The organism is Janthinobacterium sp. GL_088 (genome assembly GCF_057837845.1).
Genome location: NZ_CM174453.1, coordinates 4,464,123 through 4,488,039, shown reverse-complemented (window position 1 = coordinate 4,488,039; position 23,917 = coordinate 4,464,123). Strand labels below are relative to the sequence as shown.

At 63.4% G+C, this 23,917-nt stretch carries 26 protein-coding genes; 17 read left to right on the top strand and 9 right to left on the bottom strand.

The annotated features are described in order from the left end of the window. Nucleotides 1–107: 107 nt before the first annotated feature. The gene (locus tag AC3IQ7_RS20060; protein ID WP_489207134.1) at nt 108–668 is read right to left on the bottom strand and encodes a YdcF family protein; all 561 of its coding nucleotides are present in this window, start codon (nt 666–668) and stop codon (nt 108–110) included. A 54-nt stretch (nt 669–722) separates the two neighbouring features. Then, nucleotides 723–1,361 carry a cysteine hydrolase family protein gene (locus tag AC3IQ7_RS20055; RefSeq protein ID WP_489207133.1) on the bottom strand — a complete coding sequence of 213 codons (639 nt, stop codon included), beginning with the start codon at nt 1,359–1,361 and terminating at the stop codon, nt 723–725. Nucleotides 1,362–1,473: 112 nt separating this feature from the next. Between AC3IQ7_RS20055 and AC3IQ7_RS20050 the strand changes: the two genes are divergently transcribed. After that, entirely contained in the window at nt 1,474–2,466 is a 993-nt protein-coding gene (locus AC3IQ7_RS20050; RefSeq protein ID WP_489207132.1) for a GlxA family transcriptional regulator, read from the top strand. Here the strand turns inward: AC3IQ7_RS20050 and AC3IQ7_RS20045 are convergent. Then, nucleotides 2,443–3,303, bottom strand: coding sequence for a tetratricopeptide repeat protein (locus AC3IQ7_RS20045; RefSeq protein ID WP_322427707.1), 861 nt, complete (start codon nt 3,301–3,303; stop codon nt 2,443–2,445). The two genes, AC3IQ7_RS20050 and AC3IQ7_RS20045, sit on opposite strands and share 24 nt — an antisense overlap. 125 nt (nt 3,304–3,428) lie before the next feature. On the opposite strand from AC3IQ7_RS20045, the gene AC3IQ7_RS20040 reads away from it, so the two are divergent. Both AC3IQ7_RS20040 and AC3IQ7_RS20035 read left to right on the top strand, forming a co-directional pair. Continuing rightward, nucleotides 3,429–4,202 (top strand): helix-turn-helix transcriptional regulator, encoded by a 774-nt coding sequence (locus tag AC3IQ7_RS20040; protein WP_322427708.1) that lies wholly within the window; start codon nt 3,429–3,431, stop codon nt 4,200–4,202. Nucleotides 4,203–4,260: 58 nt separating this feature from the next. Continuing rightward, nucleotides 4,261–5,199 (top strand): DMT family transporter, encoded by a 939-nt coding sequence (locus AC3IQ7_RS20035; RefSeq protein WP_489207131.1) that lies wholly within the window; start codon nt 4,261–4,263, stop codon nt 5,197–5,199. 19 nt (nt 5,200–5,218) lie between these two features. Here the strand turns inward: AC3IQ7_RS20035 and AC3IQ7_RS20030 are convergent, their stop codons facing one another. The 3 genes from AC3IQ7_RS20030 to AC3IQ7_RS20020 form a co-directional block, all read right to left on the bottom strand. Then, nucleotides 5,219–5,785: a carboxymuconolactone decarboxylase family protein gene (locus AC3IQ7_RS20030; protein WP_322427710.1), complete on the bottom strand. Its 567-nt coding sequence runs from the start codon at nt 5,783–5,785 to the stop codon at nt 5,219–5,221. A 68-nt stretch (nt 5,786–5,853) separates the two neighbouring features. Beyond that, entirely contained in the window at nt 5,854–6,201 is a 348-nt protein-coding gene (locus AC3IQ7_RS20025) for a hypothetical protein (RefSeq protein WP_099378671.1), read from the bottom strand. Between the two features lie 148 nt (nt 6,202–6,349). Beyond that, a complete protein-coding gene (locus tag AC3IQ7_RS20020; RefSeq protein WP_034754979.1) occupies nt 6,350–6,850 on the bottom strand; it encodes an Lrp/AsnC ligand binding domain-containing protein in 501 nt (166 codons plus the stop codon). A 106-nt stretch (nt 6,851–6,956) separates the two neighbouring features. Here AC3IQ7_RS20020 and AC3IQ7_RS20015 point away from each other — a divergent pair, with 106 nt between their 5' ends. From AC3IQ7_RS20015 to AC3IQ7_RS19955, 13 genes are all read left to right on the top strand, one after another. Next, nucleotides 6,957–8,246 carry a D-amino acid dehydrogenase gene (locus AC3IQ7_RS20015; protein WP_489207130.1) on the top strand — a complete coding sequence of 430 codons (1,290 nt, stop codon included), beginning with the start codon at nt 6,957–6,959 and terminating at the stop codon, nt 8,244–8,246. A 13-nt stretch (nt 8,247–8,259) separates the two neighbouring features. Beyond that, on the top strand, nt 8,260–9,378 hold the full coding sequence (gene alr / locus AC3IQ7_RS20010; protein ID WP_489207129.1) for an alanine racemase: 1,119 nt from the start codon (nt 8,260–8,262) through the stop codon (nt 9,376–9,378). Between the two features lie 88 nt (nt 9,379–9,466). Next, a complete protein-coding gene (locus AC3IQ7_RS20005; protein ID WP_099378674.1) occupies nt 9,467–10,024 on the top strand; it encodes an NADPH-dependent FMN reductase in 558 nt (185 codons plus the stop codon). Between the two features lie 138 nt (nt 10,025–10,162). Next, a complete protein-coding gene (locus tag AC3IQ7_RS20000) occupies nt 10,163–11,737 on the top strand; it encodes a sensor domain-containing diguanylate cyclase (RefSeq protein WP_489207128.1) in 1,575 nt (524 codons plus the stop codon). A gap of 116 nt (nt 11,738–11,853) precedes the next feature. Further along, complete coding sequence (locus tag AC3IQ7_RS19995; protein ID WP_489207127.1) at nt 11,854–12,390, top strand: hypothetical protein; 537 nt, start codon at nt 11,854–11,856, stop codon at nt 12,388–12,390. 41 nt (nt 12,391–12,431) lie between these two features. Then, nucleotides 12,432–12,851 carry a hypothetical protein gene (locus AC3IQ7_RS19990; RefSeq protein ID WP_489207126.1) on the top strand — a complete coding sequence of 140 codons (420 nt, stop codon included), beginning with the start codon at nt 12,432–12,434 and terminating at the stop codon, nt 12,849–12,851. Nucleotides 12,852–12,964: 113 nt separating this feature from the next. Continuing rightward, on the top strand, nt 12,965–13,300 hold the full coding sequence (locus AC3IQ7_RS19985; RefSeq protein ID WP_489207125.1) for a hypothetical protein: 336 nt from the start codon (nt 12,965–12,967) through the stop codon (nt 13,298–13,300). Nucleotide 13,301: 1 nt separating this feature from the next. Beyond that, the gene (locus AC3IQ7_RS19980) at nt 13,302–14,660 is read left to right on the top strand and encodes a TolC family protein (RefSeq protein ID WP_489207124.1); all 1,359 of its coding nucleotides are present in this window, start codon (nt 13,302–13,304) and stop codon (nt 14,658–14,660) included. Between the two features lie 2 nt (nt 14,661–14,662). Beyond that, a complete protein-coding gene (locus tag AC3IQ7_RS19975) occupies nt 14,663–16,045 on the top strand; it encodes a multicopper oxidase family protein (RefSeq protein ID WP_489207123.1) in 1,383 nt (460 codons plus the stop codon). 183 nt (nt 16,046–16,228) lie between these two features. After that, nucleotides 16,229–17,884, top strand: a complete 1,656-nt coding sequence (locus tag AC3IQ7_RS19970; protein WP_099378825.1) for a methyl-accepting chemotaxis protein — start codon at nt 16,229–16,231, stop codon at nt 17,882–17,884. Between the two features lie 78 nt (nt 17,885–17,962). Further along, the gene (locus AC3IQ7_RS19965) at nt 17,963–18,727 is read left to right on the top strand and encodes a transporter (RefSeq protein ID WP_489207122.1); all 765 of its coding nucleotides are present in this window, start codon (nt 17,963–17,965) and stop codon (nt 18,725–18,727) included. A 93-nt stretch (nt 18,728–18,820) separates the two neighbouring features. Further along, complete coding sequence (locus tag AC3IQ7_RS19960) at nt 18,821–19,312, top strand: hypothetical protein (RefSeq protein WP_070280290.1); 492 nt, start codon at nt 18,821–18,823, stop codon at nt 19,310–19,312. 20 nt (nt 19,313–19,332) lie between these two features. Continuing rightward, complete coding sequence (locus AC3IQ7_RS19955; RefSeq protein WP_035820065.1) at nt 19,333–20,631, top strand: NAD(P)/FAD-dependent oxidoreductase; 1,299 nt, start codon at nt 19,333–19,335, stop codon at nt 20,629–20,631. A gap of 41 nt (nt 20,632–20,672) precedes the next feature. On the opposite strand, the gene AC3IQ7_RS19950 is transcribed toward AC3IQ7_RS19955, so the two are convergent. Next, nucleotides 20,673–21,188: a DUF6265 family protein gene (locus tag AC3IQ7_RS19950; protein WP_489207121.1), complete on the bottom strand. Its 516-nt coding sequence runs from the start codon at nt 21,186–21,188 to the stop codon at nt 20,673–20,675. A 77-nt stretch (nt 21,189–21,265) separates the two neighbouring features. Then, nucleotides 21,266–21,979 carry a sensor histidine kinase gene (locus tag AC3IQ7_RS19945; RefSeq protein ID WP_099378683.1) on the bottom strand — a complete coding sequence of 238 codons (714 nt, stop codon included), beginning with the start codon at nt 21,977–21,979 and terminating at the stop codon, nt 21,266–21,268. Between the two features lie 282 nt (nt 21,980–22,261). On the opposite strand from AC3IQ7_RS19945, the gene AC3IQ7_RS19940 reads away from it, so the two are divergent. Further along, nucleotides 22,262–22,657: a hypothetical protein gene (locus tag AC3IQ7_RS19940; RefSeq protein ID WP_099378684.1), complete on the top strand. Its 396-nt coding sequence runs from the start codon at nt 22,262–22,264 to the stop codon at nt 22,655–22,657. A gap of 73 nt (nt 22,658–22,730) precedes the next feature. On the opposite strand, the gene AC3IQ7_RS19935 is transcribed toward AC3IQ7_RS19940, so the two are convergent. Then, on the bottom strand, nt 22,731–23,714 hold the full coding sequence (locus tag AC3IQ7_RS19935; protein WP_099378685.1) for a GGDEF domain-containing response regulator: 984 nt from the start codon (nt 23,712–23,714) through the stop codon (nt 22,731–22,733). Nucleotides 23,715–23,917 lie beyond the last annotated feature (203 nt).

Below are 23,917 nucleotides of genomic sequence, written 5' to 3'. Positions count from 1 at the left end.
GCCCTTTCGCCACCGTTGTTGTTCTGGCACAGGGTTGATGAACATCCTGGCTGGCCATGTCCGTCCCTGCCAGCGCCTGTTGGCAGGCAGGCCGCAGTAGTGCCTATTTATGGCCGCGCGAAATACACGGCATACCCCACCGTTTCGCGCGGCACCGAGTACAGGTCGCGCAGTTCAAAATAGGGTGCGTGCACCTGGCCACTGACGGTGATGCCGGCCCGCTCTAAAGCCAGCCGGAAGCGCGGTACATGAAAATATTGCGTGGCGACCATGGCTGTCTGCCAGCCGTGCTGGTGCATGAGAAGCGCTGCGTTGCGGGCCGTGGCGTCCGTCGTCCAGCCTTGATTATCCTCAAGGATGGCGCTGGCGGGCACGCCGCGCGACTGCAGGTAGCGGGCCATGGACGCGGCCTCGTCAAAACCTTCCTTGCCCGTCGCCCCGCTGACGAGGATGCGCGGCGCCCTGCGCTCCTGAAACTGTTTCAGCGCCGCGTCGAGCCGCGCCTGCAGGCGGGGGCTGGGCGTGCCGTCAGGCAGGATTGTATTGCCGGGCACGACGATCACGTCGGCGGGGGCCTGCTTGTCGTTGAGTCCATCGAGCACCAGCGCGGCCGTGGCCAGCAGGAACACGCCAACAGCGCTTGAACCGACCAGTGTTATTTTTCGCATCGTTCATCATCAAATAGGGAATGGACGCATGATACGCGTCCATTCCCGCCGGCGTCAGTTCGCCTGCGCCTTGCGCGCGCGCTGGTTCGACAGATAAATATTGTCTATTTCCAGCGGCTTGCCTTCGCGCACGGCATCGAGCCAGTCTTGCGTGCTGGCGACGGCGGCGAAATTCGAGTGGAATACGGCGCTGAACACGCGGTGGATTTCTTCGGCGCTGGCCGTGCCGCCCGCGTTGGCGTAGGGCAGGGTGCCGGTGGCGTCCTGCAGGAACTCGACTTGCAAGCCGTCGTGCGCGGCGTGGTAGATGGTGGCCGCGTCGCAGTTGTGCGTCATGTAGCCGATCACGCTCAAGGTGTCGATGCCGTGGCTATCCAGCCAGGCGCGCAGATCCGTGCCCGCAAAGGCGCTGCCCATGCTCTTGTTGATGCGGTGGTCGGCGGCAAAGGCGGCTACTTGCGGATGCAGTTGCCAGCCGTCGCTGCCCTTGGCGAAGATGGGCGAGGCTTCCGGCGCATCGTGCTGGACGACGATGACGGGCACGCCGGCGGCGCGGGCGGCAGCCATGGCGGTGACGATATTCGGCAGCGAGATGTCGACGGACGGATATTCGATGGGCATGTCGCCCGTAAAGTATTCATTTTGTACATCGATGACGAGCAGGGCGCGGCGTGGTGCGGTAGTGTTGGACATGCGTGACTCCTGAATGGTTGAAAGAGGAAGGACTTCCCCGATACAGCCATTGTCAAGCCGCGCGTTGCAAATAAAAAGTGGCCCGAAGGCCTGTATGCGATAAAATCGGGCCATGCCTGCTATTCCTGCCACCACCCTGATAATTGCCGTGATCGCCTTCGACGGCATGACGCCATTTCACCTGTCCGTGCCTTGCCTCGTGTTTGGCGCCCAGACGGACGAGGCCGATCTGCCGCCTTTCCACGTGCGCGTCTGCGCCGCCGACCCCGCGCCCTTGCGCACGGCGGCCGGCTTCGGCATCACGCCCGAGTTCGGCCTGGAAGGATTGGACGGGGCCGATATCGTCATCATGCCGGCCTGGCACGACGATTGCCGCGACGCGGCGACTGCCCTGGTCGAGGCGTTGCAGTCAGCGAGCCGGCGCGGCGCACGCATGGTGGGCTTGTGCCTGGGCGCGTTCCCTTTGGCGCAGGCGGGCTTGTTGGATGGCAAGAGCGCAGCCACGCACTGGGGCATGGCGGAGAGGCTGGCGGCCCGCTATCCCAAGGTCAGGGTGGACCGCGAAGTGCTGTACGTGGACGATGGCGGAGTACTCACGTCGGCCGGCGTGGCAGCCGGCCTCGATTGCTGCCTGTACCTGCTGCGCCAACTGGCGGGCGCCGAAGTGGCGAACCGGGTGGCGCGCCGCCTGCTGGTGGCGCCGCACCGCCAGGGCGGGCAGGCGCAATTCATCGCGCGTCCGTTGCCCGTGTCCGGCAGCGAAGGGCGCTTTGCCGAGGTGCTGGCCAGCGTGACAGCCAGCCTGGGCCAGGCGCACAGCATCGACGCGCTGGCCGAACGGGCCGCCATGAGCCGGCGCAATTTTACGCGCCACTTTCGCCAGGCGACGGGTACGTCGTTCAAGCAATGGCTGCTGAACCAGCGCCTTGCACATGCGCAAGGCATGCTGGAAAAAAGCGCGGCCTCGATCGATGTCGTGGCGCAGGAGGCCGGCTTTGGCACGGCATTGTCGCTGCGTCAGCATTTCCGGGCGAATCTGCAGACGTCGCCCTCGGCGTATCGCAAGCTGTTCCGGCAGCAGCTAGGCCAGGTCGTTGGACCATAGCGTGGCAGGGTCGCGGCTGCCCTGGGGCAGCATTGCGCTGACGGCGATTTGCCGCCCGATGAAAGCAGTGGCATCGAAGCCGTAGCGTTCCTGGAAGGACACGGTTTCTGCGCTCATCAATTCGGCATACGTTTGCATCAGGGTCGAGGCGCCAACATGGTTGTCTTGCGCCAGGTAGGTGGCGATGGCGGCCATTAGCACGGGGTAATCGGCATTGTCCTTGCTGCCGCCAAAGTGGAACGACAATTGCCCGCAGGCGCGCCAGATGGGGTCAATTTCCTCGTCCGGCACCGGCTGCGCGCGCAGCCATTGCAAGGCTTTCAGGGGCGGGCCGCCAAAGGACGGCGGCGAGATGATGGCCTGGATGGCCACCTTGACGGCGGCATCGATTCTTCCCGCGCGCACATACTGGCCATGCAGCAGCACCAGCGCGTCCGTATATTCGGGCACGATGGCCAGCGCCGCTTCCAGCAGGGCGATGGCCGCGTCCGGGTTGCGCTGGGCAATCTGTTCCTTGGCTGCCAGAAACGCGGCGCGCGGCGAGGCGGGGTCGTCGGCCAGCGATGGCGTGCCCACATACTCATCTTCCGCTGCCGCGTAGGCTTGCAGGAACGCCGCCAGGCTGGAAAAGTGCGGCTGGATACGCCACTCGTCGTGCCACGTCTCGACGACGATCGGCTCGGACGCTTCGCGGCCGATGGGCCAGTACAGGCCGAAAGTGTCACCATTACCCAGCGCGCCTTCGGAAAACGGGGTGAAGCCTAGCGGTGGATATGCTGTCGCGTGTTGCCAGTCTTGTTCCGCGGAAATATGGATGAGGTTTGCAGGTCGTTGCATGGAGGTAAGGGAGGATAAAACGCCAGTGTAGGGCAAGCGGGCGGCGCCGGGCGCGCGTATCGCGCGGCCTGCAAGCAATGAGCGAACTGATAAAATAGGGGATTCTTCGCCCAGGCGGTCTCGCCATGTCCAGCACACCCCACTCTGCCATCGACCTCAGCTTTCGCAGCTATGCGGAAATCGGTGCGCCGAACCGGCATGATTTCGTGCAACTCGTGCTGCCCGTGCACGGCCAGCTGTTGCTGGAAATCGACGGCAGGGAGGGAAAAGTCGATACGCAGCTGGGCGTGGTGATCCCGGCGCACACTTGGCATGCCCAGCATAGCCGGGTGGCCAACCATTCCATCATCGTCGACGTGGACGCGGCCGCCGTGGCCACGGGCAGCTGGCAGCGCCTGCTGGAGCGTCCCTATACGGTGATCGGGCTGGGCGCCCGCAAGCTGATTGACTACCTGGGCGTCATGGCGCAGCAGCAGGCGCTGACGCCGGCCATCGTCACGGGCTGGACGCCGCTGCTGCTCGATACCTTGCTGCTGGGCGAGCCGCAAGCGCGTTCGCGCCTGGGTGCGTTGATTGCCCGCGTGCAAGCCGAACCGGGATTGCCGTGGTCGACGGCGTCGATGGCGCGCTTTGCCAGCCTCAGCGTCAGCCGCCTGCACGCGCTGTTCCGCGAGGAAATGGATATCAGTCCGCATGCCTGGCTGTTGCAGCAGCGCCTCGGACGCGCCTGCGACTTGCTTGCCGCCAGCGATGCCGGCCTTGCCGAAATCGCGCTGGCGGCCGGCTTTTCCGAGCAGAGCGCATTGACGCGCGCCATGCGCGACAGCATGGATGTCACGCCAGCGGTCTACCGGCGCGCATGTCGCGATAAATGGGAGAAATGGTCAACAAGGCAGTAGCTGGCGCCAAGATCGGACGCGGCAGACTTGCCACAATCTCCTTTTCAGGAGATTGACCATGCATCAAGAGAACAAGAGCTGGCTGGGCATGCTGGCGGGCATCGCCGCAGGCGCACTGTGGGGGCTGGTGTTCCTGGCGCCGGCGCTGATCCCCGCCTTCCAGCCGCTGGAACTGTCAGTGGGCCGCTACCTGGCGTATGGCCTGATCGCGGCCGTGCTGGTCGCGCCGTCGTGGCGGCGTCTGCTGCGCACCCTGACGTGGCGCGAATGGCGCGGGCTGATCTGGCTCAGCCTGACAGGCAATATCGTGTATTACGTGCTGCTGGCCAGCGCCGTGCAGACGGGCGGCGTGGCCATGACGTCGATGGTGATCGGCTTGCTGCCGCTGGTCGTCACGCTGGTGGGCAGCCGCGACCGCCATGCCGTGCCCTTGCGCAAACTGATCCCTTCGCTGTTGCTGAGCGCGGGCGGGCTGGCCTGCATCAGCTGGCAGTCGCTGGCGCATCCGGGACACGCTTCTCTGCTGGGGCTGTTGTGCGCGCTGGCAGCACTGCTGTCGTGGACGGTGTATGCGGTTGGCAACAGCCGCTGGCTGGGGCGGTTGCGCTCGGTCTCGGCGCAGGAGTGGAATTTGCTGACGGGCGTGGTCACAGGCGCTGCCGCGCTGCTGCTGGCCATTCCTGTCGCGCTTGCCGCACCTGGTACGCATGGCGGCACGGCCTGGCTGCAGTTTGCCGGCGTCGCCACGGGTGTCGCGCTGCTGTGTTCCGTCGTCGGCAATGGGCTGTGGAACCATGCCAGCCGCGTCTTGCCGCTGACCCTGATGGGGCAGATGATCGTCTTTGAATTCCTGTTTGCCTTGCTGTACGGCTACTTGTGGGAGCAGCGCTGGCCCACGCTGGCCGAGGCGGCTGCCACCCTGCTGTTGTTGGCAGGCGTGGCGGCATGCGCCGCGGCGCACCGGCCGCAGCGTGCAGCCAATGCGGCGACGGCTTGATCGGCAGGGGCAGGGGTTTTCAGTCGCGTTCCGGCACCGGCACGTTGAAGCCGTTCAAGGTGGTCGAGACCAGCGCGTACAGGCCCACCAGGTAGATCAGCTCGTTGGTGCCGTGCTGGCCAAAGGTGGTCAGCGCCAGCCGGTACAGTGGCTCCGGCAAGGTGCCGCCACCGCTGAGCGCGTAGGCCAGGTCGTAGGCGATGCTTTCGTGTTTGTCCAGGTCGACAGGCTTGACGTCGGCCACCAGCGTGGCCAGGCGCTCGGCCGGCATGCCTTCGCGCTCCGCGACGGCGATGTGGGCGTAGATTTCATAGGCGGCGTTGTAGCGCGCGCCGACCACCAGGATGGCAATCTGGCGCACGTTGTCGGGCAAGGTGGCGTTGGCTGTCATGGCCAGGGTCAGGTCCCAGATGGCCTTGCCGATGGCCGGTTCGTGCAGCCACGGATTCCATGGCCCCATCAGGGCGCCGTCTTCGCGCACGGCGATGAAATCGTTGAAATTGCTGCTGATGCCTTTGCGCATATCGTCATACAGCGGCTTCTGTTCTTGTGTCAGGTCTTGCGGAGCGATCAGGGGCAGGCGCATGCAAACTCCTTGCTGGGTGGCGGGCGGCGGGACGCCGCAGCCAGCAGCCAGTATAGCCAGCATGGACGCTATTTGCGCGGCTCGTGTATCCGGAATTTCCGCACGATGCCCGCCTGGTCGAACATGACGGCCACCTCGCGCGTGCCTTTTTCTCCCAGCAGGGGGATCAGGCGCGTCATCTTGGGTGCTTGCAACTGGTTCTTGTAGACCCAGACCTCATAGCCGGGATCGAAGCTGACGACGGTGGCGTTGCCCAGGGCCGCGTCGAGGTCGAGGCGGGTGGTCTTGCCCACCTTGATGTTTTGATAGATGGCGCCATTGTCCGGCGCGCGGTTGACCTTGTATTCACTGGCGGTGCACATGGCCACGGCCAGGCCCGCGAGGCAGGAAGCTGCCAGTTTTATCAATGTGTTCATACGGACTCCCAGTGTGCATCACTGCTTCCAATCTCAGAGGGGACGGGCGTGATGTCAGGACAGGAGTGTGCTTGCGTGGCCCCGAATGTGCTACAAGATTATACAAAGGCGCACAAGACGATGCCTTTGGTGCCGGCAGGCGGTACTTTTATCGGCTCTGCAATACGTCGGTCGACAGCGCCAGGGTTTCCTTGATTTCTTCCATCACCACATAGCTTTTCGATTGCGCGGCGCCGGGCAGCTGCAGCAGCATGTCGCCCAGCAGCTTGCGGTACTCGGCCATCTCATGGATGCGCGCCTTGATCAGGTAATCGAAGTCGCCCGATACCAGGTGGCATTCCTGCACTTCGGGAATTTGCAGCACTTCGCGGCGGAATTGCTCGAAGGCGGACGCGGATTTTTGATTCAGCGTAATCTCCACAAAGACCAGCAGTTTGGCGCCCAGCGCGGCCGGGTTCACCTTGGCGTGGTAGCCCGTGATGACGCCGTCGCGCTCCATGCGCTTGACCCGCTCGATGCAGGGCGTGATGGACAGTCCCACCTGTTCGCCCAGGTCTTTCATCGAGATGCGGCCATCCTGTTGCAGGATGCGCAGGATGTGGCGATCCAGCTTGTCGAGGCCACGTGCCGATTCTTTAAGGATTCTCATGATTTATTGCTGAATATCTCGATTTATACGTGAACAAATACTGGCTCTTTCCCAATATGATAGCGGTTAATCTGGCGTCAGCCTAAAAAAATATAATGAGGAAACTATGCGTATTGTGATTCTGGGTAGCGGCGTCATCGGCGTCACCAGTGCTTACTATCTGGCCAAGGCAGGACATGAGGTGACAGTCATCGACCGCCAGCCGGGCCCGGCACTGGAAACCAGCTTCGCGAATGCGGGGCAAATCTCGCCCGGCTACGCTTCGCCATGGGCTGCGCCCGGCATTCCCCTGAAAGCCGTGAAGTGGATGATGCAGCGCCACGCGCCCCTGGCCATCTCGCTCGACGGCAGCGCCGCCCAGCTCAAATGGATGTGGCAGATGTTGCGTAATTGCACACCGGAAGCGTATGCCGTGAACAAGGAACGCATGGTGCGCCTGGCCGAATACAGCCGCGACTGCTTCAAGGTGCTGCGCGCCGAGGCGGGCATTATGTATGAAGGCCGCCAGCAAGGCACGATGCAATTGTTCCGCACGGAAAAGCAATACAACGATGCCGCCAAGGATATCGAAGTATTGAAAGACGCGGGCGTGCCGTATGAAGTGCTGCAGCGCGACGAGCTGTCGCGCGCCGAGCCGGCCCTCGAAGCGGTCAAGGATAAGCTGTTCGGCGGCTTGCGCCTGCCCAACGATGAAACGGGCGATTGCCAGCTGTTTACCACGCGCCTGTCCGAGATGGCCGAGGCGCTGGGCGTGAAGTTCCGCTACGGCGTGTCCATCGATGCCTTGCTGACCCAGGGCGACGAAATTGCCGGCGTGCAATGCGGCGCGGAAATCGTCAAGGCTGATTCCTATGTCGTGGCGCTCGGTTCCTACTCGACGGGCTTCATGAAGCCGCTGCTCGACATTCCCGTGTATCCGCTGAAGGGTTACTCGATCACCGTGCCTATCGTCAACGCGGCCAAGGCGCCCGTGTCGACCATCCTCGATGAAACTTATAAAATTGCCGTGACGCGTTTTGACGACCGCATCCGCGTGGGCGGCATGGCGGAAATCGCCGGCTACAACCTGAACCTGAACCCGCGCCGCCGCGAAACCCTGGAAATGGTCGTCAACGACCTGTTCCCCGGCGGCGGCAACACGGCCGAAGCGACTTTCTGGACGGGTTTGCGCCCGATGACGCCGGACGGCACGCCGATCGTCGGCCGCACACCGCTGCGCAACCTGTTCCTCAACACGGGCCACGGCACCCTGGGCTGGACCATGTCCTGCGGCTCGGCGCAATTGCTGGCCGACCTGATGTCGTCGAAACAGCCGGCGATTCTGGCCGACGACCTGTCCGTCAGCCGCTACAGCGGCGCGCAGGGCCAGGGCAAACTGCAACACGCGGTGGCTTGAGATGGGGGCCAGCATGCCTCCCAAGGAACGTAGCGGCGCCATCCTGACGGTGGACCTGGACGCCGTGCGCGCCAACTACCGCTTGCTGCGTGACAAGGCGCATCCGGCTGCCTGTTCGGCCGTCGTCAAATCCGACGCATATGGCCTGGGCGCCGCGCAAGTGGGCGCGGCCCTGTATGAAGAGGGGTGCCGCCATTTCTTCGTCGCCCACCTGGAAGAGGGCATCAGCCTGCGCCCGCACGTGGCGCCCGACGCGGCCATCTTCGTGCTGCACGGCCCGCCCGTCGGCACGGAAGGCGAGTTCACGGCCCACGACCTGATACCCGTGCTCAACAGCGAGCCGCAGGTGGCGGGCTGGCGCCTGCACGCCAAGGCGCTGGGCACGACCCTGGACGCCATCGTGCAGGTCGACACGGGCATGTCGCGCATGGGCTTGTCGCCGCAGGAAATCGACGCCTGGCTGCTGGACCCGCACTTTCTCGACGGCATCAAGGTGCGCTACCTGATGAGCCACCTGGCCTGCGCCGACGAGCGCAGCAACCCCATGAATGGCGAGCAGCTGGCCCGTTTCATCGCCATCCGCGCCCGTCTGCCGCAATACCGCGCCAGCCTGGCCAATTCCTCGGGCACTTTCCTGTCTCCCGACTACCACTTCGACCTGGTGCGCCCGGGCGCTGCCCTGTACGGCATCGGGCCGCAGGGCGGCGAGCCGAATCCCCTGCGCTCCGTGGTGCGCCTGCAAGGCAAGGTCATGCAGACGCGCACGATTGCTGCCGGTGACCATGTGGGCTACAGCCGCCGCTACACGGCCAGCGAGCCGCGCCAGGTGGCGACGGTGTCCGTCGGCTACGCCGATGGCTGGCTGCGCAGCATGAGCAACCAGGGCCTGGCCATCGTCGACGGCGTGAAAGTGCCGCAGATCGGCGCCATCTCGATGGATTCCATCACCCTGGACGTGAGCGCCATCGCCGGCGACCGCGTCGTGCCGGGCAGCCTGGTCGACCTGATCTGCGCCGACCACCCGGTCGACGCCGTGGCGGCCATGGCCAATACCATCGGCTATGAGGTGCTGACGAACCTGGGCGGACGCTATTACCGCGAGTATCAGGGTCTTGCCCAAGCCGCACGCTAAACAGCGCAAATCCGATGATTGTGTGGCAAGATAGCCCTGGTGTGAGCTTCACTCCAGGGCTTTCTTTTAACCGTTATCGGGGATTTATATGAGCCAATATCAAGTCGCAATCATCGTCGGCAGCCTGCGCAAGGATTCCTTCAACCGCAAGCTGGCCGACGCCATCATCAAGCTGGCGCCGCCCGAGTTTTCCTTCAAGCATATCGAGATTGGCGATTTGCCGCTGTACAACCAGGATGACGATGGCGCGCAGTCCGAGCAGGTGCTGCGTCTCAAATCCGACATTTCTGCATCGCAAGCCTTGCTGTTTCTCACCCCCGAATACAACCGCTCGATTCCCGGCGTGCTGAAAAACGCCCTCGACCACGGCTCGCGCCCGTATGGCCAGAGCGTGTGGGGCGGCAAGCCGGGCGCCGTGCTCGGCGTTTCCGTCGGCGCCACGGGCACGGCCCTGGCGCAGCAGCATTTGCGCAATATCCTGGCTTACCTGGACGTGCCGCTGCTGGGACAGCCTGAAATGTTTATCCAGGCCAAGGAAGGCCTGTTTGACGAGCATGGCGGCATCGGCCCTGCCAGCCTGGGCTTCTTCCAGGGCTGGATGCAGCGTTACACGGACTGGGTCCGCAAGCACGCCATCCACGCTTGAGGCAAATCAAGGCGGCAGCGCTCTGCGTTGCCGCTTGTACACTTTCTTTGACCATTGATGCCAAGATTTCAATATTGGCACGGGTGTCTCGGTATAATGCGCTCTTTCTTTAGCGCAATACTTTTTCTTGTCGACCCCATGCGGACTAAACCTGTTCTGCGCATGAATTTGCGCCGCTTGATCGTGCTCGTGGCCTTTGCCAGCGCCCTGGTGTCCCTGGTTAATACGTTTTATGCCAGCTACAGCGTGCAGCGCCAGCTGTTGATCGACACCACGCTGGAAGCGAACCACGCGTATGCCAGCAAGCTGGCCAGCACGGCCGAGGACTTCCTGCAGTCGGCGCGCCAGCAACTGGCCTACAGCGCCGGCAGCCTGGCCTCGCGCCTGGGCGACGAGCAATGGTTGACGGACGAAGCGCAGCGCCTGCGCCTGCAAACGAACAGTTTCAATTCCGTGCTCATCGTCGATGCCCGGGGCAAGGTGCTGGGCGTGTCGCCGGAAACCCTGGCCCTGAAAAACCGCACGCTCGATTCCGTCGGCGCCATCCAGGCGCTGCGCGAGCGGCGCCCGCTGGTGACGCAGCCGTACGTGTCGTCGGCCGGCAACCTGGTGGTCTTCATTTCGCATCCCATCCTGGGCAAGGATGGCCGCTATCTGGGCTATGTGGGCGGCAGCATTTACCTGAAACAGAAAAACATCCTGTACACCATGCTGGGCCAGCATTACTACCGCGACGGCTCCTACCTGTACGTGGTCGACCAGAACCGGCGCCTGCTGTACCACCCGGACCCCGAGCGCCTGGGCGACGTGGCCGGCAGCAATCACGTCATCGACGCCATCATCGCGCAGCAGGGCGGCGGCAACCGGCGCATGCACAACAGCCTGGGCGTGGACATGCTGGCCGGCTATGCCATCATGCCATCGACGGGCTGGGGCATCGTGGCGCAGCGCCCGACGGCCATGACCCTGGCCCCGCTGAACCAGCTGATGGCCAATACGGTATGGCATTCGCTGCCGATCGCCTTGCTGAGCCTGCCATTCATCTGGTGGCTGGCCAGCCTGATTTCGCGGCCCCTGGTGCAACTGGCCGAAGGTGCGCGGCGCATGGATGCGCCAGGAACGGCCGAGCATATCGCCGCCATCCGCTCGTGGTATGTGGAGGCGGCGCAGATCAAGAAAGCCCTGCTGAAGGGCTTGGCATTGTTGCAGAACAAGATCGGCAAGCTGAAGACCGACGTGCAGACGGACCCGCTGACGGGCCTGTCGAACCGGCGCGGCATGGCGGCGGCGCTGGATGCATGGCAGGCACAGGCGCGGCCGTTTTCCGTCATCGCCATCGACATCGACCATTTCAAGCAAGTCAACGACCGCTGGGGCCATGCCGTGGGCGATGAAGTCATCCTGCGCCTGGCCCAGCTGATGCGCGCCTGTTCGCGCGATGCCGACGTGCTGTGCCGCAATGGCGGCGATGAATTCATCATGCTGCTGCCCGATGCCGACCTGGACGTGGCCATGCAGGTGGCCGAGCGCTTGCGCGCCAAGGTGGCCGCCGCCGTGATTCCCGGTGCGGGCTTTGTCACGGTATCGCTGGGTGTCGTGTCGTCGGAACAGGAAGCGGGCAACACGGACGCCGTGCTGCGCGCCGCCGATGCGGCCCTGTACGTGGCCAAGGAAAACGGGCGCAATTGCGTGGGCATCACGGAGCCTGCCTGATAAACTGATCCGTTGTTTTCTGTCGCATCTGAGCCTGTCCGGGGTGCCCGCCAGCGCTTACCATGTGGCACTGAAACGCATAACGAGGACAACAGGCATGGCAGGATTGGATATTGATGACGTTTGAGCAATCACCGGGCATCCGCTGCGAAGTCGATGGACAGCCGCACCCGCTGGCCTATCTGGGCTGCCGCGGACTCAACTATGGCCAGCACAGTGTGCTGCCGCTGCACCCGTTTCGCCTGAGCGTGCCGGAAACGGCGCTGGCGGGCCTGCTCGACGAGCCGTTCAACAGTTTTATCCAGACTTGCCGCGAGGATGACCTGCAGGACGAGGAAAGCGACTTGCCCGAACTGATGCAGGCCGGCTATCCCGACATCACGGCCATGCTGGCGGGCCACCGGCCGCTGCTGGCCGACATGCTGTACGACTTCATGATCAGCGATTTGATGGACGCGATCGGGCGAGCCAGCGGCTACCGGAGCCAGGTTCCACGCTACTGGGGCGATGTGGAGGCGGCGGACAACCGCGCGTATTTCATCGTCAATAAAGTGGAGACAGTTTCCTTTGCCGACGGCCAGGTCATATTCGAAGGGCAGGGCTACTACGGCGTCTACGTCATCTGGCTGACGCACGGCTGCCGGCGCAAATAGGGGCTTGACCTTCCTCATGTGGGAAGGTTTATAGTTGTGTCATGAACCGTGCCTTTTCCCGCTTTCTCGCCCGCTCGCTGCTCTGGCTGCTGGCCGTCACGCTGCCCTTGCAGGGCTTTGCGTCGGCCATGCGCAGCTGCTGCGTGGACGAGCTGGCGGTGACGGTCACCGTGGTGGCAGCGCAGGCACCCCAGTGCCACGATATGGGCGACATGGCCGGCATGCAGATGGCGGACCAGCCGATGAAAATGGCCATGGACGATGTCGGCGCCACGCATCACGGCCACGATTGCAGCAACCATGGCGCGTGTACCGTGGGCGCCACGGCGCCGCCCGGCATGCCCGCCTTGCACGCCTTGACCCTGCGCGCGCCGCCTCCGGCGCTGGCGCCCGATTCCCTGTTCGCCGGGCATATCCCGCCTGGTCCCGAACGTCCCCCAAGAAGCACGCGCTCCGCCTGACCGCCCGTTGAACCTGGTGGTGCTGCCGTCGCACGTCCCCGCACGTTGCAGCGGCCGCGCCAGCGTTCCAGTCGCGCGCCCGCCGCGCCATACCCTGATCTTCAAGGAATACCATGAAACACCTGTTCAGCCTCGCGCTGGCTGTACTGCCGCTGGCCGCCGCAGCGCAATCCCCGTCCGCCCCGCAAGAGGCGCAAGCATCCGTGCCGGCCACCACTTACCGTTCCGCCTTTGCCGGCTACCGTCCTGCCGCCGAGGAAGAGGCCACGCCCGACCAGACCTGGCGCGCCGTCAACGACAAGGTTGGCAAGGCCGGCGGCCACATGGGCATGATGAAGATGGACGGCCACAAGATGGAAGGGCACAAGATGCCGATGGCTCAGCCCAGCCCCAAGCCGGATGCCAAGCCTGCCCCGCAACATCAGCACCACCAGCATGAAGGACATTGACATGGCCCGCTTCACAAAATCAACTTGCCTGACGCCGCTGGCGCTGGCGGCAATCTTGCTGCTGAGTGGCTGCGCCAGCTTCAGCCAGGATGGCGGCATGCAGGCGGTGTCCGCGCTGGCCGACGCCCGCACGGGCGCTCCCGCAGCGTTGGCCGACAAGGGCGGCGAGGAAAAACTGGCTGCCTTGCTGGCCCAGCCGCTGGACGCCGACAGCGCCGTGCGCATCGCCCTGATGAACAACCACGGCATGAAAGTGGCGCTGGCCGAACTGGGCGCGTCCGAAGCGGATCTGGTACAGGCGGGGCGCTTGCGCAATCCTGGCCTGTCATTCGGCCGCTCGCATGGCAGCCATGGCAATGAAATCGACCGCGGCGTCAGTTTCGACCTGGCCGGCTTGCTGACCATGCCGATGCGCGTCAATATCGAGCGGGGCCGTTTCGAGCAAGCCAAGCTGCAAGCCGCCAGCAGCGCCGTGCAGCTGGCGTCGGACACGCGCCGCGCCTATTTCAATGCCGTGGCCGCCGTGCAGACGGAAGCTTTCATGCAGCGCGCGCTGCTGTCGGCCGAGGCGGGCGCCGAACTGGCCACGCGCTTGCAACAGGCGGGCAACTGGAGCCGTCTCGACCAGGCGCGCCAGCAAGTGTTTTACGCGGACGCCGTCGGCGACCTGGCCCGTGCGCGCCACCAGGCCACTGCCACGCGCGAGCACCTGACGCGCCTGCTTGGCCTGTGGGGCAAGCAGACCAGCTTTACTTTGCCGTCGCGCTTGCCCGATTTGCCGGCCCAGGCGGCTGAGGCAGGCAATATCGAGGCGCAGGCGATGGAACAGCGGCTCGACGTGCAAAAAGCGAAACTCGACGCGCACGCCACGGCCAGCGCGCTGGGCTTGTCGAAGGTGACGGGTTTCATCAACGTGCTCGACGTGGGCTATAGCAACAAGAGCAGCAGCGAGGCGCCGCGCGAAAACGGCTATGAAGTGTCGCTGGAATTGCCCCTGTTCGACTGGGGTTCGGCGCGCAACGCCAAGGCGCAAGCGATGTACGAGCAGTCGCTGCAGCGCACGGCGGGCACGGCCGTGCGGGCCCGCTCGGAGGTGCGCGAGGCGTATTCGAGCTACCGCACAGCCTACGACCTGGCGCGCCACTACCGCGATGAAGTCGTGCCGCTGCGCAAGACGATCTCGCATGAAGTATTGCTGCGCTACAACGGCATGCTGGCCAGCGTGTTCGAACTGCTGGCCGATGCGCGCGAGCAAGTTGCCAGCGTGAACAGCGCCATCGAGACCCAGCGCGATTTCTGGATCGCGCAAACTGAACTGCAAGGCGCCATCAATGGCAGCGGTCCTGCCAACAAGGAATAATGATGATTACACGTAGAAACTTTTTCATGAATGCGGGCGCTGTTGCCCTGAGTGCGGCAGCCGTGAGTCGCGTGGGGGCGGCCTCGTTGCCGGAAGCCGCCAGCATGGCCGGTGCGGAGACGAAAGCGCCGCCACCGCCGCCGAACGGGCGTCCCTACAACCCCGTCGTCACCCTGAATGGCTGGTCCTTGCCCTGGCGCATGAACAACAACGTCAAGGAATTTCATCTGGTGGCCGAGCCCGTCGTGCGCGAACTGGCACCCGGCATGATGGCCAATCTGTGGGGCTACAACGGCCAGTCTCCGGGCCCGACCATCGAAGTGGTGGAGGGCGACCGCGTGCGCATCTTCGTCACGAACAAATTGCCGGAACACACGAGCGTGCACTGGCATGGCCAGCGCTTGCCCAACGGCATGGATGGCGTCACGGGCCTGACCCAGCCGGGTATTCCTCCCGGCAAGACTTTCGTCTATGAATTCGTCGCCAAGCGGCCCGGCACCTTCATGTATCACCCGCATGCGGATGAAATGACCCAAATGGCCATGGGCATGATGGGTTTCTGGGTGACGCACCCGAAAGACCCGAACTTCATGAAGGTGGACCGCGATTTCGTCTTCTTGCTGAGCAACTATGACATCGATCCCGGCAGCTACACGCCGAAGATCATGACCATGACGGATTTCAATCTGTTCACCTTCAACAGCCGCGTCTTCCCCGGCATCGACCCCATGGTCGTGCGCCAGGGCGACAAGGTGCGCGTGCGCGTGGGCAATCTGACGATGACGAACCACCCGATCCACATGCATGGCCATGAATTCGAGGTGACGGGCACGGACGGCGGCTGGACGCGCCCCGAATCGCGCTGGCCCGAGGTCACCACGGACGTGGCCGTTGGCCAGATGCGCGCCGTGGAGTTTACCGCCACGGACCTCGGCGACTGGGCTTTCCACTGCCACAAGTCGCACCACACGATGAATGCCATGGGGCACGACGTGCCGACCATGATCGGCGTCGACCACCAGGGCGTGGCGGCGAAGATCAACCAGCTCGTGCCCGGCTACATGGTGATGGGTGAGCGGGGCATGGCCGACATGGGCGACATGCAGATGCCGATCCCCGACAATACCCTGCCGATGATGGCGGGCGACGGCCCCTTCGGCGCCATCGGCATGGGTGGCATGTTTACGACAGTCAAGGTGCGCAAGGACCAGAAACCGGGCGACTACCGCGATCCGGGCTGGTACAAGCACCCGGCCGGCAGCGTGGCTTATGAATGGACGGGCGCCTTGCCGGAACCCGTGCGCGGCCAGGGTGCGGGCAAGCAAGTGGTGAAAGGTGGCGTCGAGATGACGGTGCGTAAACCTGGGGCTCACACGGGCCACTAATACACGCTGTCAAGCTTGCTCCCGAACGGCTTGCCTAGCATGGCAAGCCGTTTTGCATGTTGCCATAAATCAAGGAATTGTTGTTTGGTGACAATCCGAGCATTTTTTTCCGTGATTTTTCTTTATATTCAAGCCAGTACGCTCCAGTTACATCGAGTATCGGCCAGTCTTATGGGAGAAATCATGTTGAACCGGATGAAGGTGGGAACGCGCTTGCTGGCGGCTTTTTTTTGCGTGGCGCTGATGGGGGCCATCGTGGCCGGCATCGGCATCTTCAACATGGGCAAGATCGATACCATGGCGGGGCAGATGTACAACCACGAATTGCTGGGCTTGTCATACATCAAGGAAGCCAATATCGCCCTGATCAAGGTGGGCCGCGCGCGCAGCAATTTCCTGCTGGCCACGACCGCCGAAGAGCGCGCCACGCGCCAGGCCGACATCGCCAAATTCCTCGAGTTGAATAAAAGCTACCTGGCCAAGGCGGAACCGCTGTTCGTCACGTCAGCGGCCAAGGAACTGTTTGCCCGCTTCGCCGCCGTCGAAGCGGAGTACATTGCCACCATGCAGCAGGCGCTGACCCTGGCGGCAGCCGAACCGCTGGCCCAGCGCAGCGCGCAACTGGTCGAATTGCTCAACAAGACGCGCCAGCATGCCGACGAACTCGACGGCGTGCTCGACAAATTGTCGCTGCAGAAGGAAGAGCGCGCCAAGGCGGCTTCCGAGCAGGCCTCGGGCGTGTACCAGGCCAGCCGCAGTTTCATGATCGCGCTGGTGCTGGGCAGCATGGCGGCCGGTCTGGCGCTGGGGGCGCTGATCACGCGCGGACTGACGCGCCAGCTCGGTGGCGAACCGTCGTATGCCGTCAGGATCGCCGGCGCCATCGCCGAGGGCGACCTCACCGTCGATATCCGCACGGCCAGCCACGACAGCGCCAGCCTGCTGTTTGCCATGAAAAGCATGCGCGACAAACTGGTGGGCATCGTCAGCCAGGTGCGTTCGGGCACGGACACCATCAACACGGCCTCGGGCGAAATCGCCCAGGGCAACCTCGACTTGTCGTCCCGCACGGAAGAGCAGGCCAGTTCGCTGGAAGAAACGGCGTCGTCGATGGAGCAGCTGACGTCGGCCGTGCGGCAGAATGCAGACAATGCGCGCCAGGCCAATGCGCTGGCCGGCGCCGCGTCCGACGTGGCAGGCAAGGGCGGCGCCGTGGTGGGGCAGGTGGTGCAGACGATGGAATCGATCAATGCCTCGTCGCGCAAGATCGTCGACATCATCAGCGTCATCGACAGCATCGCCTTCCAGACGAATATCCTCGCCTTGAACGCGGCCGTGGAAGCGGCCAGGGCGGGCGAGGAGGGGCGCGGTTTTGCCGTCGTGGCCTCCGAAGTGCGCAACCTGGCGCAACGCTCGGCCAGTGCCGCCAAGGAAATCAAGACCCTGATCGGCGACTCCGTCGAACAGGTGGAAATCGGTTCCAAGCTCGTGCATGACGCGGGCAAGACGATGGATGAAGTGGTCGCCAGCGTGCGCCAGGTGGCCGACATCATGCAGGAAATCACGGCTGCCAGCGCCGAGCAAAGCGCCGGCATCGAGCAAGTTAACCAGGCCGTGCTGCAGATGGACCAGGTGACGCAGCAAAACGCGGCCCTGGTGGAAGAGGCGGCCGCGGCGGCCGAATCGCTGCAGGACCAGGCGCAGACCCTGACGGAACTGGTGGGCGTGTTCCGCCTGCATGCCCAGGCGCAACAGATGGCCGTGCCGGCGTCCAGCAATGTCACGCCGCTGCGCCGGCCGGTGCCGGCCGCCAGACAGGGCGTGCGGCGCCTGGCCTGAAACGGAGCAGGCTCGGGCGCAATCGGCGCGGCGGTGGTAGGCTGTCGCTATTGCGCGTTTGCCACTTCCGGGTCTTTCATGTTATTTCCCCGCTTGCTTTGCTTATCCCTGCTGCTGTCCCTCGCGCCCCTGGCGCAGGCACAGCAGGGCGATCCCGTACTGCCTTACCGTCCTTCCGTCGCCAGTCCCGCCCAGCTGCCCGTGCCGGGCCAGCTGGAATTCGAGGCGGGTGGCCTGCTGTCGAAAACGGATGACACGCGCCGCGCCAGTCTGCCATATACCTTCAAACTGGCGTTCACGCCCGAATGGGGCGTGCTGCTTGAAGGCGAGGGTGTGGTGCGCGCACGCGATGACACGGGCCGGCGCGACACGGGCGTGGGCGATACGACGGTCGTGCTCAAGCGCGCCTTTTTGCTCGACAGCGCCACGGCGCTGGGACTGGAACTGGGCTGGAAGTTGCCCACGGCCAAGGACAGCATCGGCAGCGGCAAGAGCGACGTGTCGCTGAACGGCATTTTCAGCCGCGACCTGGGTGCCGTGCACATGGACGCCAACCTGAACGCCACGCGCCTGGGGGCATCCGACCCGGTGACGGGCCGGGTGCAAACGGGCTGGGCGACCTCCTTTTCCACGCCCGTCAGCGACCGCTGGGGCGCCACGGCGGAGGTGTCGGGCACGCGCCTGCGCGGCGCGCCGGCCACGGCGCAATTGCTGCTGGCCGCCAGCTACAGCCCCACGCCGCGGCTGACCATCGATATCGGCATGGCGCGCGGCTTGACGGCGGCGTCGCCGGACTGGTCGCTGTTCAGCGGCCTGGTCGTGCCTTTGGGCAAGCTGTGGTGAGATTGCGACGGCCATCCTTATGTGTCCTTGCGAACAAACAGTTGGTTGCACAAGGTTTACAATGACGGCATAACTGATAAAAGGAGTGTCCCCATGAAAACCCTGATTCTTGCCGCCGTCTTGCTGTCGGCCGCTACCGCTGCCGTCGCCCAGGTTGGCGTCTCTGTTACCGTCGGCCAGCCAGGCTTTTACGGACGCATCGACATAGGCGACTATCCCGCGCCGCAATTGATCTATGCCCAGCCTGTCATCGTGCAGCGCCCGCAATATTATTCGGCCCGTCCCATCTATTTGCGCGTGCCGCCCGGCCATGCGAAAAACTGGTCCAAGCACTGCCGCAAGTATAATGCCTGTAACCAAGAGGTGTATTTCGTCCAAGATAGTTGGTATAACAACCAATATGTGCCCCGTTACCGCCAGCAGCATGGCGACCATGGCCGTCCCGATTACGGCGACCGCGGCCGTCATGACAACAAGCATGACAAGCACTTTGACAAGCATGATGACAAGCGCGACAAGCATGACAACAAGCCGGGCAAGGGTCATGGCAATGGCCACGGCAACGGCAACGGGCACAGGGACTAAAAATTTAAGCAGGAGGATCTTTGCACAGTAAAATCGTTATCGTAGGGGGAGGAGCAGGCGGCCTGGAGCTGGCCTGCAAACTCAGCCGCAAGCTCGGCGCCGGCCAGGTCACCCTGGTCGACAGTCGCCTGTACCATATCTGGAAGCCGTCGCTGCATGAAGTGGCGGCCGGCACCCTGGATATTCATCAAGAGGGCCTGTCGTACCAGATGCTGGCGCATGACAATGGTTTTACCTATGTCTATGGTCCCCTGATCGCACTCGACGCCGCGTCGAACAGCCTCACCGTGGGCGCCATCGCCACGGACAAGGATGAGCAACTCTTGCCGCAGCGCACCGTCAGCTACGACCAGCTGGTGCTGGCCGTGGGCAGCACCTCGAATTACTTCGGCGTGCCCGGCGCCAAGGAAAACACGATTTCCCTGAATGCCACGGAAGACGCCGAACGTTTCCGTCTGACCTTGCTGAAACTGCTGGCCATGGCCGAGCAGCGCCAGGGCGACGCGGGCCATCCCGGTGTCGACATCGTCATCATCGGCGGCGGCGCCACGGGCGTGGAACTGGCGGCCGAATTGCGCGAAGCGAGCGGCGTGTATGCCGCGTATGGTTTCCAGAATCTCAACGCCATCAAGGATGTGCGCATCACCCTGCTCGAAGGGGCGCCGCGCATCCTGGCGCCGCTGCCCGAGCGCGTGTCGATTGCCGCCTCGAAATTGCTGCACCAGCATGGCATCAGCGTGGTGACCGATACGCGCGTCACCACGATCGAAGCCGACAAGGTGACGGTGGCCAGCGGCACCAGCTATGCGGCCGACATCTGCGTGTGGGCTGCCGGCATCCGCGCGCCGGAATTCCTGGCCACTTTGGGCTTGCCGACCAACCGCGCCGGCCAGCTGGAAGTGACGGGCATGCTCAATGTGCAGGGCCATGCGAATATCTTCGCGCTCGGCGATTGCGCCGCCTGCACGGGTCCCGACGGCAAGCTGGTGCCACCGCGCGCCCAGGCCGCCCACCAGCAAGCCGATTACCTGCTGAAAACATTCCTGCTGCAAGCCAAGGGCAAGCCGCCGCAAACGAAACCGTACGAATACCTGGACTACGGTTCGCTCGTGTCGTTCGGCCGCACCACCTCGGTGGGCACCCTGATGGGGTCGCTGAAGGGCCTGAGCTGGTTCGTCGAAGGCTTTGTCGCGCGCATGATGTATGTCAGCCTGCACCTGATGCATCACAATGCCGTGCTGGGCAGCGTGCGCACGGCCGTCATGGCCATGGGCCGTTTCCTGATCAAGCGCAGCACGCCGCAGGTCAAGCTGCACTAAGCCGTTGCTATTCCATCAAAAAGGGGCCGCGAGGCCCCTTTTCATTTGCTGCGCGTGACGGGTGCCGCTTCGCAGCGGCCCCGCGTCATGGGGAAATCGATGGTGGTGAATTTCCCTTTCAGAGTGCCGGCGATGCTGGCATGCAAGATGCGCTCGCTGTCGTGGCGGTAGATGATGCGGCTGGGGAAGTCATTGTCCAGGTTGGCGAAGATGAATTCATTCGGCTTGTCCTGGCGCAACAGGTTGAAGATTACGGGCGGCTGGCCTGACGGCTGCACGATGTAGGCCAGCTGGCCCGGCTCGGTGAGGCGGATCTGCACGAATTCAAAGGCTGTCGTCTTGCCGCCCTTGACGGTGCGGCTGGTGCCGAGGAGGGTGCCGCCGGCAGCCGTGCTCCATTGTTCGCCGGAGCCGGGCTCGGCGCCGTCGACGTTCCAGCAGCCGGCCAGCCAGGCCAGCTTGTCCACGGTTTCCGGCGGCGGCACGGTCTTGTCGGCGGCATGGGCGCTGCCCAGGGTCAGCAGTGCAGCCAGCAGGGTGGGGATCAGTCGTTGCATGCGGTCTCCTGTCGTCGAATCGTGCTGCGGTTCGGGGTGCCCCGGCAGTGTTCTGGCCCGATGCGGCCTGGCAAGGACTATTCTTTCGGGCTAATACGCGGCAAGACGACGGTCAGGGCCGTGCCGCCTTGCGGATTGGCCGTCAGGCTCAGGCTGCCGCCCAGGTAGTGCACGCGCTCGCGCACGGAGCGCAGGCCGTGCTTGCTCATCTCGACGGGCTCGTTGGCTGGCAAGCCGCTGCCGTTATCCTTGACCGTCATCATCAGCGCCTCTTCATTGTCGTCGATGATGATGTCCACCTCTGTGGCGTGGGCGTGCGCGGCGATGTTGCCGAGCGCTTCTTCCAGGGTGCGCAGCAGGGCCACGCCCACGTTGCGCGGGCAAATCAGTTCATCTTCGGGCAGGCTGCAGCGCACGGTGATCTTGTGCTGTTCGGCAAATTGCGCGGCCAGCTCGCCCAGCGCCACATTCACGCCGAGAAACTCAAGTTTGTCGTTCCACAGCTTCATCTGCATCTGGCGGTTGGTTTCAATCACATTCAGCAGCAGTTGCTTCATGGTCGCCGCGCGGTCGAGCAGAGCCGCTTCCTGCGGCATCTTTTGCGTCAGCAGCGACAGGTGCATGGTCAGCGCCGTCAGCGAGGAGCCGAGGCTGTCGTGCAGCTGGCGCGACAGGGCGCGCCGTTCATTGTCCCAGCTGGTGTTGACATGGCCGAGCAACTCGCTGAGATCGGCGGCGCGTTCCGCATCGGCCTGGGCCGCTTCCTTGTTCGGATCTGTTTGTGCGGACATAGCGCCCCGTGAATGGTGAAAGGTGAGGACCAAATTCAAGTTGTGGATCATACATGAGGATTTCATCGCGGGGCGCATGGATGGAAAATTTCTGTCTTTTCGGCAATTTTAATCTCCTTCCATCATTTTTATATGATAGACAATATTATCGTTTGCGCCAGCAGGTATCGTTCCTGTCGTTACGTACGGCTGCGCACATACCGGGGCGCCCTACGCTGCCATAGTGGGGCTGTGCCTCCCCCATGCAGCACTGGCCCGCTTACCGAAACGAAAGGACATGCCATGAATATCGATACCATCGTCGACAAGGAATACCTCGACAAAAGCTTCCGCGACATCGTCAATGCGCCCATCAGCGCCCTGCGCGGCGTCAGCGCAAAAGACGCCAAGGCCTTGCAGCAAGCGTTTGGCGTGACCACCGTGCGCGAATTGTCCAACCTCAATTTCGTCAAATGGGCCAGCGCGCTGGCCATCCTGGCTGATGAAGAAGGCATGAGCGGCGAAGAGCGGGCCAAGGAAGAATTGCTCGACGACGCCGTGGAAATGACCTTCCCCGCCAGCGACCCGATCTCCGTCGATGCCGGCATCACGCGCATCGAAGTGCCGCCGGAAACCGTCAATGCGCAAACGGACCACCAGCATGCGGGCCAGCATGAAGTGACGGCTGGCAAGAAATAAAGTGTCTCTGCAATAAAAAAACCGGTTGGCCGCGAGGCTCGCCGGTTTTTTTACGTGCCGCGCGACGTCAACGTCAGGCGATCGACGGAATGCTGCTTTTCTGCATGTTGACCTGCGACGCGATCACTTCATGCGGCGTGCAGCAAAAGCGGTTCTTGCCGGCACGCTTGGCTTCATACAGGGCCGTGTCGGCCGCGCCCAGCAGGGATTCGACGGTGCTGGCGTCGTCCGGGTAGATGGCGATGCCGATGCTGGTCGACAGGCGCAGGGTCAGGTCGTTGATAAAATACGGTTCGGAAATGACTTCAATCAGCTTGGCGGCCGGTTCGCGCGCGTCGCCCTTGCCGGCCAGGTTGCCCAGCACGATGACGAATTCATCGCCGCCGATGCGCGCCACCGTGTCTTCCTTGCGCGAGGCGCCCACCAGGCGGGCCGCCACCATTTTCAGGATCTCATCGCCATAGCCGTGGCCGTAACTGTCGTTGATGGCCTTGAAGCCATCCAGGTCGAGATACAGGATGGCCGACTTGCCGCGGCTGCGGGCCGATTGCTGCAGGGTATGCTCGATGCGGTCTTCCAGCAGGCGCCGGTTCGGCAAGCCCGTCAGCGGATCGTGCAGCGCCAGTTCCTGCTGCTGCTTGCTGTATTGCGCCAGTTCCTTGTACAGCAGGCGCACTTCCAGCATGTTGTGGATGCGCTTGTGCACTTCCATCAGGTCGAAGGGCTTGCTGATGAAGTCGCGCGCGCCCGCTTCCAGGGCGGCGATCTTGAAACTCGGTTGCGCCGTCAGGGCCAGCACGGGCAGGTAGCCGCCATGTTCGATTTCTTTCAAGCCTTTCATGACCTGGAAACCATTGAGTTCCGGCATTTGCAGATCCAGCAAGATCAAGTCGTAGCAATGCTCCTGATGCAAGGGGCAGACCTGTGCCGGACGCATGGTGGCCGTGACATTGGTGTAGCCGGCATCGCGCAGGATTTCCAGCATCAGGTCGACATTGTCGGGTGAATCGTCAACGACCAAAATTTTGGCTTTCAAAATCTCATCTTGGCTGGGCATGTAGGGTCTCGGTTATACGGTCTATGCAACACTGGCTTCTACCGCGGCCAAGGCTGGCAGTGCGGCTGACGGTGGTCGGAATGATAGTAGCGCCTTGCAACAAGATAGGGCGCACAACAGCGCATGAACTCGCTTCTGCCATTCTCTCCGGCCAGGGTCGGCATTTCCAGCCTGCCGTGCAGGTGTGCTTCTGCATTTCAGTG